Origin of the sequence: Stenotrophomonas sp. AR029 (genome assembly GCF_047520695.2) — a bacterium.
In the GTDB taxonomy this organism is placed as follows: Bacteria; Pseudomonadota; Gammaproteobacteria; order Xanthomonadales; family Xanthomonadaceae; genus Stenotrophomonas; species Stenotrophomonas sepilia.
Window position 1 is genome coordinate 812652 of record NZ_JAXBQQ020000002.1, and the last position, 25526, is coordinate 838177.

Consider the following 25526-nt stretch of genomic DNA (forward strand, 5'->3'; position numbering starts at 1 on the left):
CGAAGAACGCGCTGCCTACCATAGCGGCGACGACAGCGGCCACCGCGTCGCACGTTCACGGCCCCGCCGGAACGCTCACAAATCGATCTGCAACATTGCCTGGGAGGGGAAAATGTTGAACCACAAGCGCAGCGCGCTCAGCATCGCGCTGGCCGTTGTCCTGGCGCCGACGCTGGCGTCGGCACAGTCCACGCAGAGCACCACCACGCCGGCCGGCACCGCCGCCACCAACCTCGATACGGTGCAGGTCACCGGCATCCGCCGCGGCATCGAGAGCGCGATCGCGGTCAAGCAGGACGCCACCTCGGTGGTCGAAGCGATCTCCGCCGAAGACATCGGCAAGCTGCCCGACGTCAGCATCGCCGAGTCCATTTCGCGCCTGCCCGGCCTGGCCGCCCAGCGCGTTGCCGGCCGTGCGCAGGTGATCAGCGTGCGCGGCCTGTCGCCGGACTTCGCCACCACCCTGCTCAATGGCCGCGAAGTGGTCAGCACTGGCGACAACCGTGGCGTCGAGTTCGACCAGTATCCGTCCGAACTGGTCAACGGCGTGACCGTGTACAAGACCCCGGACGCGGCGCTGGTCGGACAGGGCCTGTCGGGCACCATCGACATGCAGACCGCTCGCCCGCTCAGCTTCGGCGAGCGCGTGATCGCGGTCAGTGGCCGCTACCAGAAGAGCTCGCTGGGCCGCGCCGCCAACACCGATCCGTACGGCAACCGCTTCAGCGCCAGCTACATCGACCAGTTCCTGGACAAGACCCTGGGCATCGCCATCGGCTATGCGCACAGCGACATGCCGATCCAGGAGAACCAGGTCGGCCTGTACGAACCGTGGACCACCGAGCACACCGACAAGGGCGACCGTCCGGGCGTGGGTGCCGGCACCTACTTCTCCGATGGCATCAAGGCGCTGCGCCGCACCGGCAACAACAAGCGCGACGGCGTGATGGCCACGATCCAGTTCCGGCCGAACAACAGCTGGACCAGCACCTTCGATGCATTCCACACCGAAGCCGAGCAGATCGACACCGCCAACCAGTTCGAGCTGAACCTCAGCAACTACAACGGCAACTACACCCCGGGCCTGCTGGTCAGCAACCCGCAGGTCAACGCCAATGGCTCGTTCACCGGTGGCACTGCCAGTGGCGTGTATCCGCTGGTTCGCGGCATGTACAACAAGCGCAAGGACAAGATCGATGCGTTCGGCTGGAACAACGAGTTCAACTTCAGTGGCGTCAAGCTGGTCGCCGACCTGAACTACTCCAAGGCCACGCGCGACGAGCTGAACCTGGAAAACAACCTGCAGCTGACCCCGATGCCGCAACTGGATACGGTCGGCGTGACGATCCGCCAGGACGGGTTCTCGCAGATCAGCCCACAGCTGAACTATTCCAACCCCGACGCCCTGTTCCTGACCAACACCATCTACGGTTCCGGCTACGGCAAGGTGCCGAAGGTGGAAGACCGCCTGAAGGGTGGCAAGCTGGCCGCCACCATTGCCCTGCCCGATGCCCTCGCGTCGTGGGCGCCGGACATCGACATCGGCGTGAACTACGCCGACCGCCGCAAGGTGAAGACCCAGTCCGAAGGCAACATCCTGCTGGGTGCGCAGGGCGACGCCAACATCGCCTCGGACCTGCAGTACCGCCCGGTCAACCTGGGCTTCGCCGGCCTCGGCACCATCCCGGCCTGGAACGTGCCCGCTGCGGTGGGCCGCTACATGACCTTCAACCCGGTCGACAACCTGGACTACCTGATTCCCAAGTCGTGGACGGTACAGGAGAAGATCACCACCGCCTGGGCGCGCCTGAACATCAACGCCGACATCGGTGAAGTCGGCGTACGCGGCAACATCGGCGTGCAGATGCAGCACACCGACCAGAGTTCGGATTCGCGCTACTGGGACAGCTCGCAGTCGGCCGGCAACAACGTGCAGCCGTACTCGAACGGCCGCACCTACAACGATTGGCTGCCGAGCCTGAACCTGGCCTTCCTGTTCCCGCACCAGCAGACGCTGCGCTTCGCCGCTGCAAAGCAGGTCGCACGCCCGCGTGTGGACCAGATGCGCGCCGGCCTGGAGTTCGGCGTGGACACCGGCACCGGCCGCCCCGGCGGCAGCGGCGGCAATCCGCTGCTGGACCCGTGGCGTGCCACCGCGCTGGACCTGTCCTACGAGAAGTACTTCGGCGAGAAGGCCTACGTGGCTGCCGCGATCTTCTACAAGGACCTGAAGAGCTACGTCTACACCCAGTCGGTCGACAACTACGACTTCACCGCGCTGCTGGGCAGCTACGTGCCGCCGCCGGGCATGACGGCACCGGTGCTGACCACCGGCACCTTCTCCGCCCCGCAGAACGGCAAGGGCGGCACGCTGAAGGGCCTGGAACTGACCGCATCGTTCCCGCTGGAGATGCTGACCGACAGCCTGCGTGGCTTCGGCGTGCAGGCCAGCGCGACCTTCAACAAGAGCGACATCACCATCCTGGACCCGGAGAGCGCCTCCAGCGTGGGCAGTGATCCGATCAGCCTGCCGGGCCTGTCCAAGCGCGTGTACAACTTCACCGCCTACTACGAGCGCAGCGGCTTCGAAGCACGCGTCAGCCAGCGCCGGCGTTCGGACTTCATCGGCGAGATCGGCAACTTCAACGGCAACCGCAGCCTGCGCTACGTTGTCGGCGAGAACGTGACCGATGCGCAGGTCAGCTACACCTTCAGCGACAGCAGTGCCCTGCGTGGCCTGACCCTGCTTCTGCAGGGCAGCAACCTGACCAACGAGCCGTACCGCACCTACGCCGGCAGCAAGGACCGCCCGCTGGAGTACATCGAGTGGGGCCGCACCTACATGCTGGGCGTGAACTACAAGTTCTGATCACGGCCGGGTCGTGCCGGCCGCTGGCTGGCACCCCGAACCCGGTAGCGTCGGCCGCTGGCCGGCAACACAAAGGGAGCAGGACCGGAAACCCGCTGCGCAGGCAGCGGGTTTTCTTCTGCGCGAATGCCGGCAGCGGATCGGCAAGGCCCATGCAGCGACGCTCCAACCCGTAGATCCACGCCATGCGTGGATGCCGTTCTCTGGAACTCCACCCACAAAAAAGGGACGGGGCGCTTCGGCCCCGTCCCCGCAAGTACCGCCACCGGAGAAAACGGTCAGCTGCGTCGGGCGCAATACACCGCGCGCGGCGGCAGCTGGAGTTCGTTGCCCTGCACCGTGCCCGCATCCGGGCCCGGTACCGCCACCTGCTGCCAGTTGCCCGGCGGCAGCGGATGGGTCACTGCCTCGGCCGACAGGTTGAAGGCCAGCAGGAGGGTTTCATCTGCAAGCATACGCTCGAACAGCAGCACTGGCTCGGCGCTTTCAAGGAATCTGATGCTGCCATGCAGAAGCGCCGGCTGGGTATGCCGCCAGGCCAGGAACGCCCGGAACGCCGCCAGCACCGAGTGCGGGTCGCGTTCCTGCACAGCCACCGCCGCCGCCCGGTGCTCGGCCGGAATCGGCAGCCAGGGCTGGCCGCTGGTGAAACCTGCTAACGGCGCATCGGTCCACGGCAGCGGGGTGCGGCAGCCATCACGGCCCTTGAAGTTCGGCCAGAAGGTGATGCCGTAGGGGTCCTGCAGGGCCTCGAATGGCACCTCGGCCTCGGCCAGGCCGAGCTCCTCGCCCTGGTACAGGCAGACCGAACCGCGCAGCGAGCACAGCATCGCCACCAGCATCCGCGCCAGGCGCGGGTCAGCCGGGTGGCCGCCCCAGCGGCTGACCGCCCGCTCCACGTCGTGATTGGAAACCGCCCAGCACGGCCAGCCTTCGGTCATCGCCGCTTCCAGCCGCGAGACCGTGTCGCGGATGTAGGCCGCGCTGTAGTCATCCACCAGCAGCTCGAAGCTGTAGCCCATGTGCAGGCGGCCTTCGCGGGTGTACTCGGCGGTGGTCGCCAGCGAGTCCTCCGAGGAGATCTCGCCCAGGCTGACCGCGCCCGGATACTGATCCAGCAGCGCGCGCAGGCGCTCCAGGAACGGCAGGTTCTCCGGCTGGGTGTTGTTGTAGTAGTGGTACTGGTAGGCGTACGGGTTGTCCGGGCTGAAGCCGCGCCCCACCCGCTTCTCCGCCGGCTTGGGCGGGTTGTCACGCAGCTGCGCGTCGTGGAAGCAGAAGTTGATCGCATCCAGGCGGAAGCCATCCACGCCGCGATCGAGCCAGAAACGTACATTGTCCAGGGTGGCCTGCTGCACGTCCGGGTGGTGGAAGTTCAGGTCCGGCTGGTCGACCAGGAAGTTGTGCAGGTAGTACTGCTCGCGGCGCGGCTCCCATTGCCAGGCACAGCCGCCGAACAGTGACAGCCAGTTGTTGGGCGGGGTGCCGTCCTCGCGCGGGTCGGCCCAGACGTACCAGTCCGCCTTCGGATTGCTGCGGTCCTGGCGGCTCTCGCGGAACCAGGCATGCTCGATCGAGGTATGGCTCAGCACCTGGTCGATCATCACCTTCAGGCCCAGGCCGTGGGCCTTGGCCAGCAGGCGGTCGAAGTCGTCCAGGCTGCCGAACAGCGGGTCGACGTCGCGGTAGTCGGCGATGTCGTAGCCGAAGTCGGCCATGGGGGACTTGAAGAACGGCGAGATCCAGATCGCATCCACGCCCAGCGCGGCAATGTGGTCCAGGCGCTCGATGATGCCCGGCAGGTCGCCCACCCCATCGCCGTTGGCATCGAGGAAACTGCGCGGGTAGATCTGGTAGATGACGGCTCCGCGCCACCATGGATAGTGCGACATCGACAGCCCCCCTCCGGGCATGCGGGACCCGCCGGCAGCGGGCCGAAATCCTGATCCGGCAAGCTTAGCGGTGGCCTCGCGGGCATGGCGCAACCTGCATACGTATTCACGCGAAGGGCCGCGCAGGCCGGGCTGGAATTGCCGCTCGGGCCGGTTTGCGCCCGAATTCACGGCCAGCGCCTATAATCGATGGTGAGCCTGAAAGCCTGATCGCATGACCATCACCGAAGACACCCGTCCCGCCCTGGGCCTGCCCCAGATCCAGTCGCTTGCCGCGGCCGACATGGCCGCCGTCGACGCCCTGATCCGGCGCCGGCTGTCCTCGGACGTCGTGCTGATCAACCAGATCGCCGACCACATCATTTCCGCCGGCGGCAAGCGCCTGCGCCCGATGCTGGTGATGCTGGCCGGCCACGCGGTCGGCCAGGCCGGCCCGGAGCACCACCAGCTGGCGGCGATCATCGAGTTCATCCACACCTCTACCCTGCTGCACGACGACGTGGTGGACGAGTCCAGCCTGCGGCGTGGCCGCAGCACCGCCAACGCGCTGTGGGGCAACGCGCCCAGCGTGCTGGTGGGCGACTTCCTGTACTCGCGCAGTTTCCAGCTGATGGTCGAGCTGGAGCGCATGCCGGTGATGCAGATCCTGGCCGATGCCACCAACCGCATCGCCGAGGGTGAAGTGCTGCAGCTGCTGCACGTGCACAACCCGGATACCGACGAAGCCGCCTACCTGCGCGTGATCGAGCGCAAGACCGCAGTGCTGTTCGCCGCCGGCACCCGCCTGGGCGCGCTGGCCAGCGGCGTGGATGAAGCCACCCAGCAGGCCCTGTTCGACTACGGCATGCACCTGGGCTACGCATTCCAGATCGCCGACGACGTGCTGGACTACTCGGCCAACGCCGAGGAGCTGGGCAAGAACCTGGGCGACGACCTCGCCGAGGGCAAGGCCACGCTGCCGCTGATCCACGCGATGGCCCACTCCGATGACGCCACCCGCGAGCGCCTGCGCACCATCGTGCAGGACGGCGACGCCTCGGCAATGCCGGAAGTGCTGGCCGCGATCCGCGCCACCGGCGGCCTGGAGTACAGCCGCCGCCGTGCCGAGGAATATGCCGAAGCCGCCGAGCGTGCGCTCGATGGCCTGGGCGACAATGATGCCGTGGCGGCCCTGCGCGGCCTGGCCCGCTACGCGGTGCAGCGCTCGCATTGATGGGTTGAGGTGTGCCGACCAACGGTCGGCACCCACCCACCGGCATTCCGGTGGGTGCCGGCCGCTGGCCGGCAACCTCATGATGCTGCGGGTGTCACGGGAATGCCGGCCAGCGGCCGGCACTACCACTGCACGGCTCAACGCTTCTCGAACCGTTCCTCGAAGAACTCATCCAGCGCCTTCAACGCGCGCTTGGCCGCCCGTTCGTTGTACTGGCAGCCCGGCGGGCTGTTGGCATCGCGCTCGGCGAAACAGTGCACCGCGCCGCTGTAGTTGGTGAACTCCCAGTCGACCTTGGCCGCGTCCATTTCCTTCTGGAAACCGGCGATGTCCTCGGCGGTCACGCTCTTGTCGTCGGCGCCATTGAGCACCAGCACCGAAGGATGGCTGCCACCGGCCTGCGCCGGCAGTGGCGAGCCCAACCCACCGTGCAGGCTGACCACAGCGGCCAGCGGCGCACCGGCGCGGGCCAGCTCCAGCACCGTGGTGCCACCGAAACAGAAACCGACCGCACCGATCCGGCTGGCATCCAGCGGCACCTTGCCGGCCTGCGCCTTGAGCACGTTCACCGCTTCCAGTGCACGCGCACGAAGCAGCGGCCGGTCATTGCGCAGCTTGCTGGCCACCGGCCCCGCCTCCGCATCACTCTTCGGCCGCACGTCCTTGCCATAGACATCGGCCACCAGCACCACGTAGTCATCACCGGCCAGCTGCTTGGCCTTCTCGATGGCCGACTCGTTCACACCCTTCCAGTTCGGCACCATCACCAGGCCGGGGCTCTTGTCGTGCCCACCATCGTCATAGACCAGCACGCCACTGAAGGTCGTGCCCTGGTGCTTCCACTCCACCGGCTGCGTCTTCATCGCCGCCCAGGCCGGCATCGCCGCCAGCCCCAGCATCATCGCCACACCGCATCGCCAACGATTCATGCGCCTGCTCCGCAAGAAAAAGGGGACGGAGGGGATTAAGCCGTATTCGCCCCTCCCGCGTCGCATTCTGCATTGGCGGCGTGACGCAGGTGTGGTTGGATACGACTTAATCCCCTCCGTCCCCTTTTTTCGCATGAATCTTGTTGATCGCTTTCTGTCTGGCCTGATCCCGCGTTTGCCTGCCGAGGATGCCCCGCAGTGGGCACATGTCCAGGGCGCCAGCGCCGAGGACCTGCAGCGCCTGCGAGCGCAGTGGCCGCAGGTGCCGGACAGCCTGGTGGAACTCCTATCGCGCGTGGATGGCACCCACTACCGGGAGTACCCCGGCGGCAGGGTCTGCGTACTGATGCTGGGCTCGGACGTGGAGGACGGTGGCTACCCGTACTACCTGCGCTCGGTCGCGCAGATCTTCGAGGACCAGCAGCAGTGGGACGACAGCATCCGTTCCATCTACGAAGAGTGGCTGGATGAGGAGCCGGAGATCCTGGGTGAAGGCATCGACGGTGATCTGCCGATGAGCAGGCGCCTGTGCTTCTCGCACTGCATGAACAACGGCGGCACCTCGATGCTGTACCTGGATTTCGATCCGGCACCGGGTGGTACGGTCGGCCAGGTGGTGCGCTACCTGCACGATCCGGACAGCTATGCAGTCATTGCGCCAAGCTTCGATGCGTACCTGCAGCAGCTGATCGATGGCGATTACGCGTTCATCGACGAAGACGAATGAAGGCAGCCGAGCATGGGCGTGGCTCTACAGTAGAGCCACGCCATGCGTGGATGAATTTCCCCGCAGGTTGCCGGCCAGCGGCCGGCACTGCCCGCGTTCGATCCAGTGCAACGTGCCCGGCTCGAATGCCAGCAGATCCGACGCCGCCAGATGCGCGCGCGACCAGCGCCGTTCCGGCGGCTTCGGCTGCCGGGCACCCACCGAACCGTCATAGTCGCGCACCAGCAGGCCGATGCGCGCGGCCCCAGCCTGCAACAGCGCGTCGATACGCTGCAACCACTGGCCGGCATCGTCCAGGGCTTCATCGCGGCGTGCCTGCTGATCCTGTTCATGCCGCGCCAACTGCGCCGCCAACGCGCGCGCGATCTTCGCTTCGCTCCAGCCCTTCCTGCGCCAGCGTTCGGCATCGCCGTTCCACTCACGAACCGCCTGCGCCGAGGCCAGCGACGTGCCGCAATCGCAGTGCGCGGCACTCAGCCACGGCTGCCAATCCGGGCCCACCACTGACTGCAGGCTGGGCGAATCCTGCGCAAACAGGCGCCGGCCACTGCGCTGCATGATCGCGGCGGCTTCAACGTGCGATAAGGATGCGGGCAGGAACAGGGTAATGAAGGTGCACATGCGGCTATCCGGGTCCGTCCGGGGATGCGCCCCATGGTAACTCGCCGGGGTCAGAGCCCTTTCCTGAGGAAAGGGATCCGACCCCGATCCGGCGGATCAGGCGATGCCCAACCCCGGAATCGCGCTGATGCTGTCCGGATCGAACCCCGCCAGTTCGGCGAAATGGCGTCCGCGCGCCACGTAATCGCGGTAGGCCCCGAAGCTCGGCGCACCCGGCGACAGCAGCACCACCCCGCCCTGTGCGCCCAGCGCCGTGCGCGCCAACGCCATCGCCTCGGCGAGATCGCCCGCAGCGTGCAGGCCAAAGCGGCCGGCATCGGCCAGCGGCTGCAGCATCGCGTGGATGCGCGGGCCGTTGCTGCCCATGGTCACGATCTCCACCGGCGGCACATCGTGCGCCATGTGCTGCATGAAGTCGGTCCAATCCAGGCCACGGTCGTGCCCGCCCACCAGCAGCGCGATGCGCTGCCCAGCAAAGCACTCCAGCGCGGCCAGGCTGGCATGCGGCGTGGTGCTGATCGAATCATTGACGTAGGTCAGGCCATCGGCCACGCCGATGCGCTGCAGGCGGTTCGGCAGCGGGCGGAAATCCTGCACTGACGGTGCCAGCGCCACGGCATCCAGGCCCAGCGCTTCCAGTGCAGCCAGCACCGCGCACAGATTGCCGCGGTTGTGGCGTCCCGGCAGCGGCGTGTTGCGGGTATCGAACACCGCCTGTTCGCCGCGATGCACGATGTCGCCCCGCATATGCCAGCCCTGCGGCTGGTTGAACCAGACCACCTCACTATCGGGCAGCGACAGTGCCGCCAGGTGCGGATCGGCCGCATTGAGCACGGCAATGCGCGGCGCGGCTTCCGTCACCAGCCGCAGCTTGTCTTCGATGTAACGCCGTTCGCTGCCGTGCCAGTCCAGGTGTTCCGGGAACAGGTTCAGCACCACTGCCACCTGCGGGTGGGCGCCACTGCGCGCCACTTCACCGGTCTGGTAGCTGGACAGCTCGACGGCCCAGTACTCGGGCGCCGGCTGCGGGTCCAGCACCTCCAGCAGCGGCAGGCCGATGTTGCCGACCAGTCCGGTGCGGTGGCCGGCCGCGCGCAACAGGTGCGCGACCAGCGCGGTGGTGGTGCTCTTGCCCTTGGTGCCGGTCACGCACACGGTGTCGTGCACGATGCCATCGTCAGCCGCATGCTCGGCGAACCACAGCGCAGTGCCGCCGATGAAGGTGGTGCCCTGCGCTGCCGCCGCCAGCGCGATCGGCTGATAGGGACTGATGCCGGGCGATTTGATCACCACGTCGAACGCGGCCAGCGCTTCAGCGGAAGGCTCGCCACGCACGTCCAGGGCGCCCTGTGTTTCCACGCGTGCGGCCCCGACTTCGGCCGCCGGGCAGAACAGGCTCAGCGGCAGCGTGGGCAGGCGCTCACGAAGTACCGCAAACGCGGCGCGGCCCTCGCGGCCCCAGCCCCACAGCGCGACGCGCTTTCCTTCAAGCTTCGAAATCTTCACGCACCCGGTCCCACAGCGCAGCCGGAACGCGGTGCTCGCCCTGCAGCTGCAGCAGCGGCGCCAGTTCCAGTTCGGCGGCATCCAGCTGCGGCTGGATTTCATTGCAGAAGCGCTTCACCAACACGTCTTCCTTCCATTCCGGGCGCTGGGCCAGGGTCGCCATCGCCGCACGAGATTCGCGGCCTTCGCCCACGCACTCGAACGGCTTGTGGTCCTGGAACTCCAGCAGCGCGTCGAAGCCAGCGGCCTGCTCGGCATCGTCCAGCAGGTTGCGGCCGAAGATGCGCACCAGGCGCGTCTTGGGCATGAACGGAGCCAGCGCCAGGAACACGAAATGGCACTTCGGGCAGACGCCGCACCAGCGGTTCACCGGGCGCTCGCCAAGAATGTGGAAATTGCGGTTGCAGCTGGAGAAGTGCGCGTCGTAGAAATCGGTCTTGGCGAACTGGCGGGCCACCGCCAGCTCGGACAACGGGCGCAGCAGCGAGTAGTACTGCAGGTCCGCCGCAACGTGCGCCTGTACATGGCTGCCGAAGGCCTGTTCAAACACCCAGCCCTTGGACCACTGGTGGTTCACTTCGCCGGTGCCTGGAATCTGGCTGCCGTAGCTGGCCGAACGCTCGTTGGAGAACACCACCTGGTCCACGCCCTGCAGCAACGCGGCCAGCACCATGATTGCCGAGTTCACCGCAGTGACCGGGATGTGGCCGTTCCAGGCGCCCTGGCGGTTGAGCTCGAACAGTTCCGGCGCCAGCGCACGGCCCAGGTTCAGTGTCGGCAGGCCGGTGCGCTCGGCACAGGCGCGGATCAGCTGCGAGCCACCGATCCAGGTCACCGTTTCGTCCACGCCGGCACGGCGCAGCGCTTCGATGCTGACCAGCGAATCCTTGCCGCCGCCGATGGCCACCAGTGCGTGCGACTGCAGGCCCAGCGCCGGCGCCTGCACGGCCTCGCCCTGCACCGGCAACCGGAAGCGGCCGCGCAGGTTCAGGCCGTTACGGTAGGCGAATTCGCCCAGGCCATTGAGGTAAATGGTCTCCACCAGTGCGGCGGTATCGGCATCGATGCTGTAACTGTCGATGCTGACCGTATCCGGTACGCCGGCCTTGTAGTAGCTGACGCCGGCGATCAGGTGCAGCAGCTGCAGCGCACGCTGCACGGCAGCGGCGCGCGCCTCGTCCAGCACGAACGGGGCACCCGGCACGGTGATGGTCTCCACCATCTCCGGGCCGTCGTCGAAGGCGTAGACCAGCCGGGCCACGCCGGCATCCGCTGCGAAGTCGCAGCGGACGAAGCGGAAGCGGGAAACCTGGTGTTTGTCGAAAGCAGTCATGGTGTATCCGGTCAGGCACGGGCCCGCGCGAGGGCGCGGGGCGTGTCGGTGGGCGGGTGCAGGGCGCGGGCGGTGGTCATTCGATCACGTCTTCGCGCGGCAGCATCCGCTGGTTGTAGGTGTTGGCCATCACATAGCCGTAGGCACCGGCATCGGCGATCAGCATCACGTCGTCCGGCGCGGTCGACACCGGCAGCTTGCGGCGCTTGCCGAACACATCGCTGGATTCGCAGATCGGCCCGACCACATCGAACGCCGCTTCGGCATAACCGCCCTGGCGGCTGAGATTCTCGATGTCATGCCAGGCGTCGTACAGCGCCGGGCGCATCAGTGCGTTCATGCCGGCGTCCAGGCCGACACGGCGCACGCCGTCCTTTTCCACCACCTGGGTGGCATGGGTCAGCAGCACGCCCGATTCGGCCACCAGGTAGCGGCCCGGCTCGATCGCCAGGCGGAATGCCGGGTGCAGTGCCTTGACCTCGGCCAGGCCCTCGGCCCAGGCGTCCAGGTCGAAGGGTTCGTCTTCGTCGCTGTACGGAATCGGCAGGCCACCACCGATATCGATGGTCTGTACGCTGCCGATGCGGCGAGCGAAACCGGCCAGCTCATCGCACATCAGCCGCCAGTGCTGCGCGGTTTCCACGCCGCTGCCCAGGTGCGCATGCAGGCCCACCACGCGGCTGCCCAGTTCGGTGGCCGCGCGCACGAACTCGTCGACGCGAGCGATCGGCAGGCCGAACTTGGACTCCTTGCCACCGGTACGGACCTTGGCGTGGTGGCCCTCGCCCCGGCCCAGATCGACGCGCAGCCACAGCTCGCGGTTGCGGAACAGGTCCGGCCAGCGCTGCAGCGCTTCCACGTTGTCGACGGTCACGGTCACGCCCAGCGCGAACGCCGCCTCGTACTCGCTGCGCGGGCAGAAGCTGGGGGTGAACAGCACGCGCTTGGGCGACAGTTCCGGCAGGTGCTGGAACACATGCTTCAGCTCACCGTGCGACACGCACTCCAGGCCGAAGCCCTCCGCTTCCAGCAGTTGCAGGATGGCCGGGTGGCTGTTGGCCTTGATCGCGTAGTAACGCTGGTCGATCGGCTTGATCGCGGCCAGCGCACGGGCGCGGGCACGCACCGTCGGCAGGTGGTAGACGTAGCGCGGCGTACCAGCATCGGCCAGCTGCAGCAGGTGCGCACGCTGGCCACGCCACCACGGCGTGCCGCGCGGGCGCACGGTGCCGGCAATCTCGCGCCAGCGCGGGCCGAACACTTCGGACTCTTCCACCGGCATCGCGCCGCTGTCGATCAGCTCTGCGTGCAGGATCGGCAGCAGGCCATCGGCATCGGCCTCGTCGATGACGAAGGTCAGGTTCAGGTCGTTGGACGACTGCGAGATCATGTGTACGCGCTCGCGGCCGAAGGTCGCCCACACGTCCGACAGCTTGTGCAGCAGCGACCGCATGCCGCGGCCCACCAGGGTGATCGCCGCGCACGGCACGATCACCTTCACCTTGCAGATCTGCGACAGGTCGGCCGACAGCGCGGCCAGCACATCGGTGTTGACCAGGTTCTCGGACGGGTCCAGCGACACGGTGACGTTGGTCTCGGCCGAACCGATCAGGTCCACCGACAGGCCGTGCTTCTTGAACAGGTTGAACACATCGGCCAGGAAGCCGACCTGCTGCCACATGCCGATGCCTTCCATCGACACCAGCACGATGCCATTGCGGCGGCTGATCGCCTTCACGCCCGGCACCGGTGCGGCGCTGCCATCGATGCTGGTGCCCGGCAGTTCCGGGCGCTCGGTATCGAGGATGGCCATCGGCACGCCGGCATCGCGGCACGGCTTGATCGAGCGCGGGTGCAGCACCTTGGCGCCGGTGGTGGCGATTTCCTGCGCTTCGTAATAGTCCAGGCGGGTCAGCAGGCGTGCGTCGGGCACGTCCTTCGGATTGGCGCTGAACATGCCCGGCACATCGGTCCAGATCTCCACCCGGCTGGCGCCGAGCAGCGCACCGAAGTACGCCGCCGAGGTATCCGAGCCACCACGGCCGAGGATGGCGGTACCGCCATCGGCATGCCGCGCAATGAAGCCCTGGGTGATCAGCAGGCGGGTCGGCTGCGCGCGGAAGCGCTGCATCCACTCCGCGTCGGCGCGCCACTGGCAGTTCACCGACAGCCGCTGCGACCAGTCGCTCTGGTTCGGCTGCGGCGGCATCGCGTCCAGCCACTGGCGGGCGTCCATCCAGCCCATGTCCAGGCCCGAGGCGCGCAGATAGGCCGCGCCCAGGGTGGAGGACAGCAGCTCGCCCTGGCCCAGCACTTCGGCCTGCCAATCCAGCGGACGGGTAGCCGCCCGCGCATCGTCGAGCAGGCCCTGCAGCGCCGCCAGCCGTTCGGCCAACACCTCGCGGCCCAGGCCGAGTTCGGCCAGGAAGCCCTCATGGCGCTCGACAAGCGCTGCCACGCGATCACCGCTGTCCGGCGCGCCGTCGGCAATCGCGGTCAGTTCGTTGGTGACCCCGGACAGCGCCGATACCACCACCAGCACGCGCGATCCGGTCTCTTCCGCGCGTTTTTTCGCCAGCTTCCCGATCGTGTCCCAGCGGTGACGACGCGACACCGAAGTGCCGCCGAACTTCAGTACGATCCAACGATCGACAAGGGGGGAAGCTGACATGGATTGGCTATGTAGAATGTGGGGAAGCCGCCCTCGGGGGCGGAACCTTTGATTCTAAGCGCAATATCCCCGTAGATGGCCGTCCTCCGTTACCTGCAGCTCGACGTCTTCGCCCCCCGCCCCGGAACCGGCAATCCACTGGGCGCCATCCTGGACGCCGACGCGCTCTCCAGCAGCCAGATGCAGGCCCTGGCCGCCTGGCTGAACCTGTCCGAGACGGTGTTCTTCCTGCGCCCCACCGCGCCCGGCGCCGACTACCACATCCGCATCTTCACCCCGACCCGTGAGTTGGCCTTCGCCGGCCACCCCAGCGTCGGCGCCGCCTGGGCGGCGGTGACCTGCGGCCTGGTCCAACCGCGCGACGGCGCCCTGCTGCAGCAATGCGCGGCAGGGGTGCTGCCAGTACGGGTGAGCGGCCCGGCCGAGGCACTGGAGATCCAGCTGGCCAGCCCGCCGGCACGGCAACTGGACACGGAGGCAGACGGAGCGCCCGCCGCGCTGTTGGCGCTCGCTGCCGACGGGCAGGTGCCCGAACTCTGGGACAACGGCGCACGCTGGTGGCTGCTGCCACTGCGCGATGCCGCCGCCGTTCGCGAGCTGGCACCGGACATGGCCGCGCTGGCCGACTGGAGCCTCGCCACCGACGCTACAGGCCTGGCCGTCTTCGCCGATGTAGCCGGCACCGGCCACACCCGCGTGGTGCGTGCCTTCTGCCCCGCTGATGCGCCCGCCGTGCCCGAGGATCCCGTGACCGGCAGTGCCAATGCACTGATCGGCGCCTGGCTGCGGCAGCGCAATGCCCTGCCCGGCCGCGAGGGCCGCTACGTGGCCAGCCAGGGCCGCGAAGTCGGTCGCGATGGTCGCGTGCAGGTACAGGTCGATGCGCAGGGCACGGTGTGGATCGGCGGCCAGGTGCAGCCGGTCATCGACGGCCAGATCCGTTGGCTGTAAAGCCGAGCGTAGGCTCGGCGCTGCAGCGGCGCGTTAAGCTGCGCGCCACCCGATCCTGGAGTTTCGCCCCGATGACCACCCGCCGTTTCCTGCAGCTGGATGTGTTCTCCCCGCGCGCCGGCGCTGGCAACCCGCTGGCCGTGGTACTCGATGCCGAAGGCCTGGACGACGCCAGCATGCAGGCCATCGCACGCTGGACGCGCCTGCCCGAGACCACCTTCGTGTTCCCGCCCCAGGCCGCCGGTGCCAGCTACCGGCTGCGCATGTTCAGCCCGCAGAAGGAAGTGCCGTTCGCCGGCCACCCCAGCGTCGGCACGGCGCATGCAGTACTGCAGGCAGGCCTGGCCACACCGATCGATGGCGTGCTGGTGCAGGACGGCATTGCCGGCGCCCTGCCGCTGCGCGTCAGCGGTGAGGGCGCGCAGCAGCGCATCGCCATCCGCACCCCGCGCGCGCAGTTGGCGGAGACCGCTGAAGCCACCGATCCGCGCCTGCGGGCAGCACTGAGGGACTGGCCACTGGGCTCGCTGCCGCCGGCGCGCATGCAGGGCGGACGCAGCTGGTGGGTGGTGCAGGTGGCCGATGAAGCCGCATTGCGCGCCCTGCATCCGGACTGGGACGCGGTGGCTGCGCTGGCCGAGTCCACCGACAGCATGGGCGTGTTCGCCTATGCCTTCAGCGATGGCAGTGAGGGATTCGATCTGGCCGTGCGCGCTTTCGTCGGCAATGGTCGGCGCTTCGAGGACGCCGCCTCGGGGGCCGCCAATGCAGTGCTGGCCGCGTGGCTGGACCTGCGCGACGCGCTGCCACGTGGCCGTGCGCCGTTCGAAGTCAGCCAAGGCCGCGAAGTCGGCCACGATGCGCGCCTGACCCTGCGGGTCGACGAGGACGGCGAGGTCTGGTCGGGCGGCCAGGTGCAGACGGTGATCACCGGCACCCTTGATTGGTAAAGGGATACTGTAGAGCCGAGCCCACGCTCGGCTGCTCCTCGGCCAGATCACGGGACCTGCAGAAGCCGAGCATGGGCTCGGCTCTACAGATGCGCCGGCTCAGCCCAGTTCGGCTTCCAGGCTGATCGGCACCGCGCTCAGCGCCTTGGATACCGGGCAGTTCTGCTTGGCGTCATCGGCAATGGCACGGAACTGCGTCGCATCGATGCCGGGCACCACCGCCCTGACCTTCAGGCGGATCTGCGACAGCTGCGGACCGCCTTCCAGCGACAGGTCGACCTTGGCTTCGGTGTCCAGCGAGGTCGGGGTGAAGCCTGCTTCGCCGAGCTTGGCCGACAGCGCCATGGTGAAACAACCCGCGTGCGCGGCGGCGATCAGCTCTTCCGGATTGGTGCCCTTTTCGTCGCCGAAGCGGCTGTTGAAACCGTAGCGGGTCTTCTCCAGCAGCCCACTCTGCGGCGTGCTCAACTGGCCCTTGCCCGTCTTCAGATCGCCTTCCCAGTGCGCGGTGGCGTGTCGCGAGATTCCCATTGTGCTGCTCCTGCGTGGCGGTGATGAACGGCTACCCTCGCACGCCACGCGTTAGCCCTGCGTCGCTCCGCCGCACGCCGGACGTCGTCCCCGAGCCCGGCGCGTGGACACTTCCTCGCCAGCCCGGAACGCATTTTCCTCTTGTTTTCAGTGGTTTCGCGCACCCCACCGATCGGCGGGCGCCGGCGATCGAACACGCTGGCGTGCCCCCATCCCCCACCGCCGACCATGTACTGAATCGGCCTGGATATGAAAAAACATGCACTTTCCGCGCTTCGGGCTATTGGCGGCGCCCAAGAGTTGCCCTACATTGCGCTTGCCGACGGGGTTCGGCGCCGACCAAACAACCAACCGTTCACGGAACAGGAAACCATGGCAAAGACCGCTAAGAAGGCTGCCCCGAAGAAGGCAGCGAAGAAAGTCGCGACGAAGGCAGCCGCCAAGCCGGCCGCTCCGAAGCCGATCAAGGAAGTGCTGACCAAGTCCGGCCTGGTTGCACACATCGCTGAAGCCTCCGGCGTCATCGCCAAGGACGTCCGCGCTGTGCTGGCCTCGCTGGAAAGCGCCGTCGCCTCCTCGGTGCACAAGAAGGGCGCTGGCTCCTTCACCCTGCCGGGCCTGCTGAAGATCACCACCGTCAATGTGCCGGCCAAGCCGAAGCGCAAGGGCATCAACCCGTTCACCAAGGAAGAGCAGTGGTTCGCCGCCAAGCCGGCCACCACCAAGCTGAAGGTGCGTCCGCTGAAGAAGCTGAAGGACGCCGCGCTGTAAGCGCGCGCCCCAACGTGGATTCCGACGGGACGGCTCTGGTCGTCCCGTTTTTTTTGCGTGCCCGGCGGTAGATCCACGCCATGCGTGGATGCGTCGCGCTGCGGCAATCCGCAACACAGCGTTGCCGCCTCCCCGGCAATGCCCGTACAGGCCCGTCGCCACTGGCCGAGCGCGGCTTGGGCAGGTGCTGGAACGTACCGGGTGGAACACTGCGTGCAGCGCCGGCCGTCGCCTCAGGCCGTGGCCTTGCCTATGGTGGGCACATCCTCCACAGCTACGGCGAGCACACCCTCATGGCCAGCCCCTCCACCCGCTACCGGATCTCGGTGACCCCCATCGAAAAGGACGGGCTGCAGTGCACAGGGCGCTGCACCATCGAACTGGAGCATCGCGCCAGCCGCGACCTGATGCGCCTGCTGGAGGCGGCCCCGCGTACCGCCGGTATCAGCGGCGACGAGCGTGCGACCCTGGTGATCGCCACCCAGCTGCTGCGCGATATCGTGCAGCGCCATGCCGAGACCGGCGGCCACGCACTGGCGGCCATCGCCGACCAGGTCCTGCCAGCGCTGGACGCTCTGGATCAGCTGCCCTCCTCCCGCTGATCCCGGCGCAATCGCTACACTGCCGCCCTCCAGGTTGCCTCGCGGAGGAGGCAGACATGCGCAGGAACCTGTTGCTGATCGCACCGTTGGTGCTGCTGGGCTGTTCACGCCCGGCAGCACAGACGACCGGCGACATCGCGGCAGCGTCCGCTCCCGTCGCTGCCACCGCAGCTGCGGACACTCGCACCGGCCCCGATCCCGCAGCAGTGCAGGCAAGTGAAATGCCGGTGCTGTCTGCTGTCGCCGACGGTGCCGAGCCGCCATCGACGATGCTCAACCGCTACGTAGCGGCGTTGCTCAACCGCGACCGCGCCGCCAGCGATGCCGCCTGGACGATCCCGCCCAGCGACCCGCGGCATGCGGACGACGCCGCGCTGCGGCAGCTGCAGGACCTGCGCACCCTGCGCCTGCACAGCGATCCCCCGCTCGCCCGCGACGATCGGCAGCCACCGCAGCTGCTTGAAGTGCCGGTGCAGATCCGCGCGGTCACCGCCAACGGTACGTTCCGCTTCGGTGGCTGGTACCGCGTGCAACCCAGCAGCGATGGCAGCGCCTGGCAGATCCAATCGGCGCAACTGCGTCCGATGCTGGACTGAACCGTTACAGCCGCATGCACGCGCGATTCAGCCTGCACGGCTACTCTTTGATCCATCCATTCCCTGCCATCGGTCACCGCCATGCGCCTGCGTTCCCTGATGACCCGCCTCGCTGCCTCCACCGTACTGATCGCCGCTGCGATCGGCGCGCAGGCGGCTCCCTCCATTTCCGGCCGCGAACTGTCGGTGGGTGCCAGCGACGTGCAGCAGTACCTCGATGGCAGCTTCCCGCGCACCCAGGACGCCCTTGGCGGCCTGATCTCCCTGACCATGAGCCATCCTCAGCTGAGCCTTCCGGCCGGCGAGCGCTTGAACCTTGGCATGGACGTGGCACTGGCCACCGCCGGCGGCAACCCGGCCAAACTGGGTACGGTAAAGCTCAGCAGCGGCCTGCGCTACGACGCGCAGACCCAGGGCTTCCACCTGCAGCAGCCCAGCGTGGATGACTTCACCCCGGCCAACCAGGGCGGCCGCCTCGACTCACGCACCCGCGGTCTGCTCAATGCCTGGCTGAGCGACTACGCCCAGCGCGAACCGATCTACAAGCTGGACCCGGCCGTGGCCTGGGTGCTCGGCGCGCTGCAGGTGCAGGCGGCACAGGTCAAGAACGGCAAGCTGGTGGTCACCTTCAACCAGAACCTGGGCAACCTGGTGCCGGCAGGCCTGCTGGGCAAATAAGGTAGTGCCGGCCGGCGGCCGGCACTACCGGCAAGGCATCACGCGGCGAGTGCCTTGACCACCGCCTCGCTGAAAGCAGGAATGTCATCCGGCTTGCGGCTGGTGATCACGTTGCCGTCGACCACGACCTCGGCATCGCGCCAGTTCGCGCCCGCGTTGGCCAGGTCCTGCTGAAGGGAGGGCCAGGAGGTCAGCTCGCGGCCATCTGCCAGCCCGCTGTTGATCAGCAGCCACGGACCATGGCAGATCGCCGCGACGGGCTTGCCGGCTTCATCCACTGAGCGGATGAAGCTGAGCACCGCGTCGTCGGTGCGCAGTGTGTCCGGATTGATGACGCCCCCTGGCAGCACCAGGGCATCAAAGCCCGCCGGATCCGCCTCGTCCAGCGGAATGTCGACCGCGACGGCGTCGCCCCAGTTCTTCTCTTTCCAGCCCTTGATGGTCGCCTCCTTTGCGGGCGACACCACGCTGACCCGCGCACCTTCCGCTTCCAGCAGCCGTTTGGGCTCGGTCAATTCGGACTGTTCAAAGCCGTGGGTCGCGAGGATTGCGATCTGTTTGCCCTTCAATCGCTCTGCCATGGGTGCACTCCAGTTGGGGGAGTGCACAGCGTGGACGAACGGCCCTTGCACGGCGGTGACCCTGCTGTGCACGGCAGGTGGAGAGGACCCGTGCCGGCCAGCGGCCGGCACTACCGGAAGGATCAACGCTTGGGCTGCAGCATGGTGCCGGTGCACTTGGGCGAGCCGCAGCGGCATTCCCAGATCTTCTTCAGCTTGGCGGTGTGGCGCTCGGCCAGCGTGATGCCGTAGTTGTAGGTCAGCTCTTCGCCAGCCTTGATATCGCGCAGCGCCTCGATGAACACCTTGTCGCCACGGCTGTCGCCGTCCTCATCCTCCTCGATCACCGCCTCGCAGTTCGGGTCGCAGCTGTGGTTGATCCAGCGCGCATCGTTGCCCTTGTAGTTGGCATCGATCACCCAGTCGTCATTGAGGGTGAACAGGAAGGTATGGCCGCTTTCGACGTCGCCGCTGTCATCGGCATCAACGTCGCCATGGCTGCGCAGCAGGCCCTTGTACTGGATCACGCGCTCGCCCAGCTTGATCGGGGCGACGGCGAACACGCCGTTGCCATGGATGGCGGACTTGCGGGCTTGGATCTTCTTCGGCATCGGCACGGGCTGTTTGCAGCGGATGGAACAGGGATTCTCGCCCATTCCGGGTGATTGCGAAAATCACCCGGTTGGCGCAGCATGGCGCCCCCGGCAGCGCCCGCTGGCAAAGCCTCCCGGCCCGGCCCCAGCGCCGGCTGAATGCCCGGGTTGGATGGTGGCGAATAAAAGCGTACAATTTCAGTCCGCTTTAAGAACCACTCGCATCCCCATGTTGCGCGTCACCAAGCTCACCGATTACGCCACCGTCGTGCTGACCGTGCTCGCCGCCCGTCCGGGCGAGGTGCTCAGTGCCACCGAACTGGCCGAATTCACCGGCCTGGAGCCGCCCACCGTCAGCAAGGTACTCAAGCCGCTGGCCCAGGCCGGCCTGGTCGAAGGCCTGCGCGGCGTCCGTGGCGGCTACCGGCTGACCCGCCCGGCCATCGAGATCTCGCTGTTCGAAGTGGTCGAAGCGATGGAAGGGCCGCTGGCCCTGACCGAATGCAGCCACGACCACCACCAGTGCGGCATGGCGCCCAAGTGCGGCGCGCGCAGCAGCTGGCGGCTGATCAACGACGTGGTCTCCGAGGCCCTGCGCGACGTCAGTCTTGCGCAGATCCTGCCCCCCCTTCCCCTTGCCGATGACGAACAGCGCCGCACCATCGCTGTTGACGTCGTCTCCTGATCCACAGGCAGCCCCCCATGGCCACCGAAACCATCGAAAACGTCGCCCACGACGACACCCCCAACCGCGAGATCCACGAGCAGCTCGGCCGCAAGTATTCGGCTGGCTTCATCACCGAGATCGAGTCGGACTCCCTGCCGCCGGGCCTGGACGAGGACACCATCCGTGCCCTGTCGGCCAAGAAGGACGAGCCGGAGTGGATGACGCAGTGGCGCCTGGACGCCTACCGCCACTTCCTGACCATGCCGATGCCGGACTGGGCCAAGCTGGAGATCGCCCCGATCGACCTGCAGGCGCTCAGCTACTACTCCGCGCCGAAGGGCCCGAAGTACGCCTCGCTGGATGACGTGCCCAAGGAGCTTCTGGACACCTACGACAAGCTGGGCGTGCCGCTGCACGAGCGCGCCAAGCTGGCCGGCGTGGCGGTGGATGCGGTGTTCGACTCGGTGTCGGTCGGTACCACCTTCCGCAAGGAACTGGCCGAGAAGGGCATCATCTTCTGCTCGATGTCCGAGGCTATCAAGGAACACCCGGAGCTGGTGCGCCAGTACCTGGGCACCGTGGTGCCGGTGGGTGACAACTACTTCGCCGCGCTCAACTCGGCGGTGTTCTCCGATGGCAGCTTCGTGTTCATTCCCAAGGGCGTGCGCTGCCCGATGGAACTGAGCACCTACTTCCGCATCAACGCCGGCCACACCGGCCAGTTCGAGCGCACCCTGATCGTGTGCGAGGACAAGGCCTACGTGTCCTACCTGGAAGGCTGCACCGCGCCGATGCGCGACGAGAACCAGCTGCACGCCGCAGTGGTCGAGCTGGTCGCGCTGGAAGATGCGGAGATCAAGTACTCCACCGTGCAGAACTGGTACCCGGGCGACGAGAACGGCGTCGGCGGCATCTACAACTTCGTCACCAAGCGTGCCGAATGCCGTGGCGCGCGCAGCAAGGTCACCTGGACCCAGGTCGAGACCGGCTCGGCGATCACCTGGAAGTACCCCTCGTGCGTGCTGCTGGGCGACGATTCGGTCGGTGAGTTCCACTCGGTCGCGCTGACCCATCACCGGCAGCAGGCCGACACCGGCACCAAGATGATCCACGTCGGCAAGCGCACCAAGAGCAAGATCGTCAGCAAGGGCATCAGCGCCGGCCGCGGCCAGAACACCTACCGCGGCCTGGTGCGGGTGGACCGCAATGCCGATGGCGCGCGCAACTACACCCAGTGCGATTCGCTGCTGATCGGCAAGCAGTGCGGCGCGCACACCTTCCCCTACATCGAGGTGAAGAACCCGGGTGCCACCGTCGAGCACGAGGCCACCACCTCGAAGATCTCCGACGACCAGCTGTTCTACTGCCGCGCCCGTGGCATCAGCCAGGAAGACGCGGTGTCGATGATCGTCGACGGCTTCTGCAAGCAGGTGTTCCGCGAACTGCCGATGGAGTTCGCGGTGGAAGCCAAGAAGCTGCTGGAAGTCTCGCTGGAAGGTTCGGTGGGCTGACCGCCCGCCCCTGCCCCTCGCAAACGCATTCTCTTTACCGGCGGGCCGCGGCCCGCCCCACGGAAACCCCACCATGCTGAAGATCGAAAACCTCCACGCCCGCATCGGCGACAAGGAAATCCTCAAGGGCCTGTCGCTGGACGTCCAGCCGGGCCAGGTGCACGCCATCATGGGCCCCAACGGCGCCGGCAAGTCCACCCTGGGCAATGTCCTGGCCGGCCGCGACGGCTACGAAGTGACCGAAGGCAGCGTGCAGTTCGACGGCGTCGACCTGCTGGAGCAGGACCCGGAAGCGCGTGCCGCTGCCGGCCTGTTCCTGGCGTTCCAGTACCCGGTGGAGATCCCGGGCGTGAACAACACCTACTTCCTGCGCGCGGCACTGAACGCCCAGCGCAAGGCACGCGGTGAGGAGGAACTCGATTCCATGCAGTTCCTCAAGCTGGTGCGCCAGAAGCTGGCCGTGCTGCACCTGAAGGACGAACTGCTGCACCGTGGCGTCAACGAAGGCTTCTCCGGCGGCGAAAAGAAGCGCAACGAGATCTTCCAGCTGGCCGTGCTGGAACCGAAGCTGGCGATCCTGGACGAAACCGACTCGGGCCTGGACATCGATGCACTGAAGAGCGTGGCCGATGGTGTCAACGCACTGCGCGCTGCTGATCGCTCGTTCCTGGTCATCACCCACTACCAGCGCCTGCTGGACTACATCAAGCCGGACGTGGTGCACGTGCTGGCCGATGGCCGCATCGTCAAGAGTGGCGGCCCGGAGCTGGCACTGGAGCTGGAAGCGCACGGCTATGATTTCCTGAAGGACCGGGTCGTGCCCGAGGCGGCGGTCTGATGAGCGCCCTGCTTGATTCGATGGCCCAGGCCTTCTGCGGCAGCGATGCGCGCCGCGAAGTGCTGGATGCGGCCCTGCGTGACGGCCTGCCGGCCGCCCGCAACGAAGCCTGGAAGTACACCTCGCTGCGCCAGCTGGAACGCCGTGCGTTCGCGGCTGCACCGCTGCAGGGCCCGGCGCTGGACGCCGCCCTGCTGGAGGACATTCCGGCACCGCGCCTGGTGTTCGTCAATGGCCGCCTGGACGCCGCACTGAGCGACGTGCAGGCCCTGCCGGCCGGCGTGCAGCTGCAGCCGCTGTCGGCTGCACTGGCTGCGGGCGAGGACGCCGTGCGTTTCCTCGGCCGCCGCTACGAGCGCAGCGAAGAGATCTTCGCCCGCCTCAATGCCGCGCTGGCCGATGAAGGCGTGGTGCTGCGCGTGGATGAAGGCGTGCAGGTCGAAGCGCCGCTGCAGCTGGTGTTCGCCAGTGTGGCCGGCGAGACCGACCTGGCCTGGCATCACCGCCACCTGATCGAACTGCGTGCCGGCGCCAGCCTCGGCGTGGTCGAGCACCGCTTCAGCGTGGGTGACTCCGCCCACCTGGACAACACCGTGCTGCATGCCCACGTCGCGCGCGACGCCGTGCTCAAGCACGCCCGCGTGCAGGCCGGCAGCGCGCGCCAGACCAGCTTCCTGCGTACCGACGCGGTGCTGGCCCGCGACGCGCGGTACCACCGCGTCGACCTGGAACTGGGCGCCGCGCTCAGCCGCCATGAACTGAACGTGCGACTGGAAGGCGACAACGCCCAGCTGACCGCCAACGGCGTGCTGCTCGGCAATGGCCGCCGCCACGTCGAAACCCGCCTGGGCATCGACCACATCGCGCGCGATACCGCCTGCGAACTGCTGTGGCGCGGCGTTGCCGCCAACCGCAGCCGCGTGGTGTTCCATGGCGGCATCCAGATCCGCGAAGGCGCCGACGGCACCGACGCGAACCTGTCCAACAAGAACCTGCTGCTGTCGGCCGACGCCGAGATCGACACCCAGCCGACGCTGGTGATCGACGCCGACGAAGTGAAGGCCGCGCATGGCGCGACCGTTGGCCAGCTCGATGCCAACGCGCTGTTCTACCTGCGCTCGCGCGGCCTGCCGCAGGCACAGGCGCAGGCGCTGCTGAGCGCCGCGTTCTGCCATGAGCCGCTGAAGATCCTGCCGGAAGCCCTGCGCGAGCAGCTGGCACGCCGTTTGGACAAGGCCCTGGCCGAGGCAGGTGTGGCATGAACCTGTCCACGCCGCGCCCGATCGAAGAACGCACCGGCGCCCCCGACTGGGACCGCGTCCGCCTCGACTTCCCGCTGCTGATGCGCGAAGTGCACGGCAAGCCGCTGGTCTATTTCGACAATGCCAACACCGGCCAGAAGCCGGTGCAGGTGATCGGCGCGGTGGACGAGTTCTACCGCCGTTACAACGCCAACGTCAGCCGCGCGGTGCATGCACTGGGCAGCGAAGCCACCGATGCCTACGAAGGTGCGCGCAACACGCTGGCGCGCTTCCTCAACGTGCGCCCCAGCGAGCTGGTGCTGTGCAGCGGCACCACCTTCGCCATCAACCTGGTGGCGTATTCGTGGGCGCTGCCGCGGCTGAAGGCCGGCGACGTGATCCTGGTGTCGCGCATGGAGCACCATGCCAACATCGTGCCGTGGCAGCTGGTCGCGCAGCGTACCGGTGCCACCATCCGCGTGGCCGAGATCACTCCCGATGGTGCGCTGGACCTGGATGCGCTGCGCGCGGCGATGACCCCGGAGGTCAAGCTGCTGGCGGTCACCCATGTCTCCAACGTGCTGGGCACGGTCAACCCGGTGCGCGAGATCTGCCGCGAAGCGCGCAAGCGCGGCATCATCACCGTGGTCGATGGCTCGCAGGCCGTGCCACACCGCAAGGTCGACGTCGCCGCGATCGGCTGCGACTTCTACGCCATCACCGGCCACAAGATGTGTGGCCCGACCGGTACCGGCGCGCTGTGGGCCCGCCGCGAGCACCTGGACGCGATGCCACCGTTCCTCGGCGGCGGCGAGATGATCAAGGAAGTCAGCTTCGACGGCACCGTGTTCAACGATGCCCCGCACAAGTTCGAAGCCGGCACCCCGAACATCGCCGGTTTCATCGGCCTGGGCGTGGCCGCCGACTACCTGCAGCAGCTTGGCCAGGACAACGTGGAAGCGCGCGAAGCCGAACTGCTGGCGCACTTCACCGAGGAACTGCGCCGTGTCGACGGCCTGCGCATCATCGGCCAGGCACCGGAGAAGGCGGCCGTGGTCTCGTTCCTGATCGATGGTGCGCATGCGCACGACCTGGCCACCCTGCTCGACCTGGAAGGCGTGGCCGTGCGCTCGGGCCAGCACTGCGCACACCCGCTGCTGCAGTACTTCGGCGTCGCCGCCACCTGCCGTGCCTCGCTGGCGTTCTACAACACCCACGCCGAGATCGAGCGGTTCATGACCGCGCTGACCAAGGTACGCAAGCTGCTGGGGTAACC

General features: G+C 67.5%; 23 protein-coding genes. 14 read left to right on the forward strand and 9 right to left on the reverse strand.

Going from position 1 to position 25526, the window contains the following annotated elements:
• Nucleotides 1-112 precede the first annotated feature (112 nt).
• Complete coding sequence (locus ACM0PB_RS10275; protein ID WP_171955870.1) at nt 113-2869, forward strand: TonB-dependent receptor; 2757 nt, start codon at nt 113-115, stop codon at nt 2867-2869.
• Nucleotides 2870-3147: 278 nt separating this feature from the next.
• Here the strand turns inward: ACM0PB_RS10275 and ACM0PB_RS10280 are convergent, their stop codons facing one another.
• Complete coding sequence (locus tag ACM0PB_RS10280) at nt 3148-4761, reverse strand: alpha-glucosidase family protein (protein WP_065196576.1); 1614 nt, start codon at nt 4759-4761, stop codon at nt 3148-3150.
• Nucleotides 4762-4975: 214 nt separating this feature from the next.
• On the opposite strand from ACM0PB_RS10280, the gene ACM0PB_RS10285 reads away from it, so the two are divergent.
• Nucleotides 4976-5974 (forward strand): polyprenyl synthetase family protein, encoded by a 999-nt coding sequence (locus ACM0PB_RS10285; protein ID WP_061479203.1) that lies wholly within the window; start codon nt 4976-4978, stop codon nt 5972-5974.
• A gap of 137 nt (nt 5975-6111) precedes the next feature.
• Here the strand turns inward: ACM0PB_RS10285 and ACM0PB_RS10290 are convergent, their stop codons facing one another.
• Nucleotides 6112-6903 carry a dienelactone hydrolase family protein gene (locus ACM0PB_RS10290; protein ID WP_414604027.1) on the reverse strand — a complete coding sequence of 264 codons (792 nt, stop codon included), beginning with the start codon at nt 6901-6903 and terminating at the stop codon, nt 6112-6114.
• Nucleotides 6904-7036: 133 nt separating this feature from the next.
• Here ACM0PB_RS10290 and ACM0PB_RS10295 point away from each other — a divergent pair, with 133 nt between their 5' ends.
• Complete coding sequence (locus tag ACM0PB_RS10295) at nt 7037-7630, forward strand: SMI1/KNR4 family protein (RefSeq protein ID WP_065185852.1); 594 nt, start codon at nt 7037-7039, stop codon at nt 7628-7630.
• Nucleotides 7631-7654: 24 nt separating this feature from the next.
• Here the strand turns inward: ACM0PB_RS10295 and ACM0PB_RS10300 are convergent, their stop codons facing one another.
• From ACM0PB_RS10300 to ACM0PB_RS10315, 4 genes are all read right to left on the reverse strand, one after another.
• Nucleotides 7655-8251 (reverse strand): hypothetical protein, encoded by a 597-nt coding sequence (locus ACM0PB_RS10300; protein ID WP_414604471.1) that lies wholly within the window; start codon nt 8249-8251, stop codon nt 7655-7657.
• 96 nt (nt 8252-8347) lie between these two features.
• Entirely contained in the window at nt 8348-9757 is a 1410-nt protein-coding gene (murD, locus tag ACM0PB_RS10305; protein ID WP_065185851.1) for a UDP-N-acetylmuramoyl-L-alanine--D-glutamate ligase, read from the reverse strand.
• Nucleotides 9738-11090 (reverse strand): UDP-N-acetyl-alpha-D-muramoyl-L-alanyl-L-glutamate epimerase, encoded by a 1353-nt coding sequence (gene murL / locus ACM0PB_RS10310; protein WP_414604472.1) that lies wholly within the window; start codon nt 11088-11090, stop codon nt 9738-9740. The genes murD and murL overlap by 20 nt, the downstream gene beginning before the upstream one ends.
• A gap of 76 nt (nt 11091-11166) precedes the next feature.
• Nucleotides 11167-13761 (reverse strand): bifunctional aspartate kinase/diaminopimelate decarboxylase, encoded by a 2595-nt coding sequence (locus tag ACM0PB_RS10315; protein WP_279946249.1) that lies wholly within the window; start codon nt 13759-13761, stop codon nt 11167-11169.
• A 75-nt stretch (nt 13762-13836) separates the two neighbouring features.
• Between ACM0PB_RS10315 and ACM0PB_RS10320 the strand changes: the two genes are divergently transcribed.
• On the forward strand, nt 13837-14712 hold the full coding sequence (locus tag ACM0PB_RS10320) for a PhzF family phenazine biosynthesis protein (RefSeq protein WP_414604473.1): 876 nt from the start codon (nt 13837-13839) through the stop codon (nt 14710-14712).
• Nucleotides 14713-14783: 71 nt separating this feature from the next.
• Complete coding sequence (locus ACM0PB_RS10325; RefSeq protein WP_414604474.1) at nt 14784-15662, forward strand: PhzF family phenazine biosynthesis protein; 879 nt, start codon at nt 14784-14786, stop codon at nt 15660-15662.
• Nucleotides 15663-15761: 99 nt separating this feature from the next.
• Here ACM0PB_RS10325 and ACM0PB_RS10330 read toward each other — a convergent pair whose 3' ends face one another.
• Nucleotides 15762-16193 (reverse strand): OsmC family protein, encoded by a 432-nt coding sequence (locus tag ACM0PB_RS10330; protein WP_005415607.1) that lies wholly within the window; start codon nt 16191-16193, stop codon nt 15762-15764.
• A 372-nt stretch (nt 16194-16565) separates the two neighbouring features.
• Here ACM0PB_RS10330 and ACM0PB_RS10335 point away from each other — a divergent pair, with 372 nt between their 5' ends.
• The 4 genes from ACM0PB_RS10335 (at nt 16566) to ACM0PB_RS10350 (ending at nt 18840) form a co-directional block, all read left to right on the forward strand.
• Nucleotides 16566-16964, forward strand: a complete 399-nt coding sequence (locus tag ACM0PB_RS10335) for an HU family DNA-binding protein (RefSeq protein WP_005415606.1) — start codon at nt 16566-16568, stop codon at nt 16962-16964.
• Between the two features lie 293 nt (nt 16965-17257).
• Entirely contained in the window at nt 17258-17566 is a 309-nt protein-coding gene (locus tag ACM0PB_RS10340) for a DUF3861 family protein (RefSeq protein WP_065177921.1), read from the forward strand.
• A gap of 56 nt (nt 17567-17622) precedes the next feature.
• Complete coding sequence (locus ACM0PB_RS10345) at nt 17623-18162, forward strand: hypothetical protein (protein ID WP_065177922.1); 540 nt, start codon at nt 17623-17625, stop codon at nt 18160-18162.
• Nucleotides 18163-18243: 81 nt separating this feature from the next.
• On the forward strand, nt 18244-18840 hold the full coding sequence (locus tag ACM0PB_RS10350) for a YceB family lipoprotein (protein ID WP_414604475.1): 597 nt from the start codon (nt 18244-18246) through the stop codon (nt 18838-18840).
• 38 nt (nt 18841-18878) lie between these two features.
• Here the strand turns inward: ACM0PB_RS10350 and ACM0PB_RS10355 are convergent, their stop codons facing one another.
• Nucleotides 18879-19421, reverse strand: a complete 543-nt coding sequence (locus ACM0PB_RS10355; protein WP_005415602.1) for a type 1 glutamine amidotransferase domain-containing protein — start codon at nt 19419-19421, stop codon at nt 18879-18881.
• A 122-nt stretch (nt 19422-19543) separates the two neighbouring features.
• Nucleotides 19544-20011 carry an SET domain-containing protein gene (locus ACM0PB_RS10360; RefSeq protein WP_005415601.1) on the reverse strand — a complete coding sequence of 156 codons (468 nt, stop codon included), beginning with the start codon at nt 20009-20011 and terminating at the stop codon, nt 19544-19546.
• A gap of 211 nt (nt 20012-20222) precedes the next feature.
• On the opposite strand from ACM0PB_RS10360, the gene ACM0PB_RS10365 reads away from it, so the two are divergent.
• The 5 genes from ACM0PB_RS10365 (at nt 20223) to ACM0PB_RS10385 (ending at nt 25524) form a co-directional block, all read left to right on the forward strand.
• Nucleotides 20223-20678, forward strand: a complete 456-nt coding sequence (locus tag ACM0PB_RS10365; protein ID WP_049414161.1) for an SUF system Fe-S cluster assembly regulator — start codon at nt 20223-20225, stop codon at nt 20676-20678.
• A 17-nt stretch (nt 20679-20695) separates the two neighbouring features.
• The gene (gene sufB / locus ACM0PB_RS10370) at nt 20696-22171 is read left to right on the forward strand and encodes a Fe-S cluster assembly protein SufB (RefSeq protein ID WP_005408435.1); all 1476 of its coding nucleotides are present in this window, start codon (nt 20696-20698) and stop codon (nt 22169-22171) included.
• Between the two features lie 73 nt (nt 22172-22244).
• Nucleotides 22245-23009, forward strand: coding sequence for a Fe-S cluster assembly ATPase SufC (gene sufC / locus ACM0PB_RS10375; RefSeq protein WP_019337095.1), 765 nt, complete (start codon nt 22245-22247; stop codon nt 23007-23009).
• On the forward strand, nt 23009-24271 hold the full coding sequence (gene sufD, locus ACM0PB_RS10380; RefSeq protein WP_065177923.1) for a Fe-S cluster assembly protein SufD: 1263 nt from the start codon (nt 23009-23011) through the stop codon (nt 24269-24271). Before sufC ends, sufD begins: the two co-directional genes overlap by 1 nt.
• Complete coding sequence (locus ACM0PB_RS10385) at nt 24268-25524, forward strand: cysteine desulfurase (protein ID WP_065196580.1); 1257 nt, start codon at nt 24268-24270, stop codon at nt 25522-25524. The genes sufD and ACM0PB_RS10385 overlap by 4 nt, the downstream gene beginning before the upstream one ends.
• Nucleotides 25525-25526 lie beyond the last annotated feature (2 nt).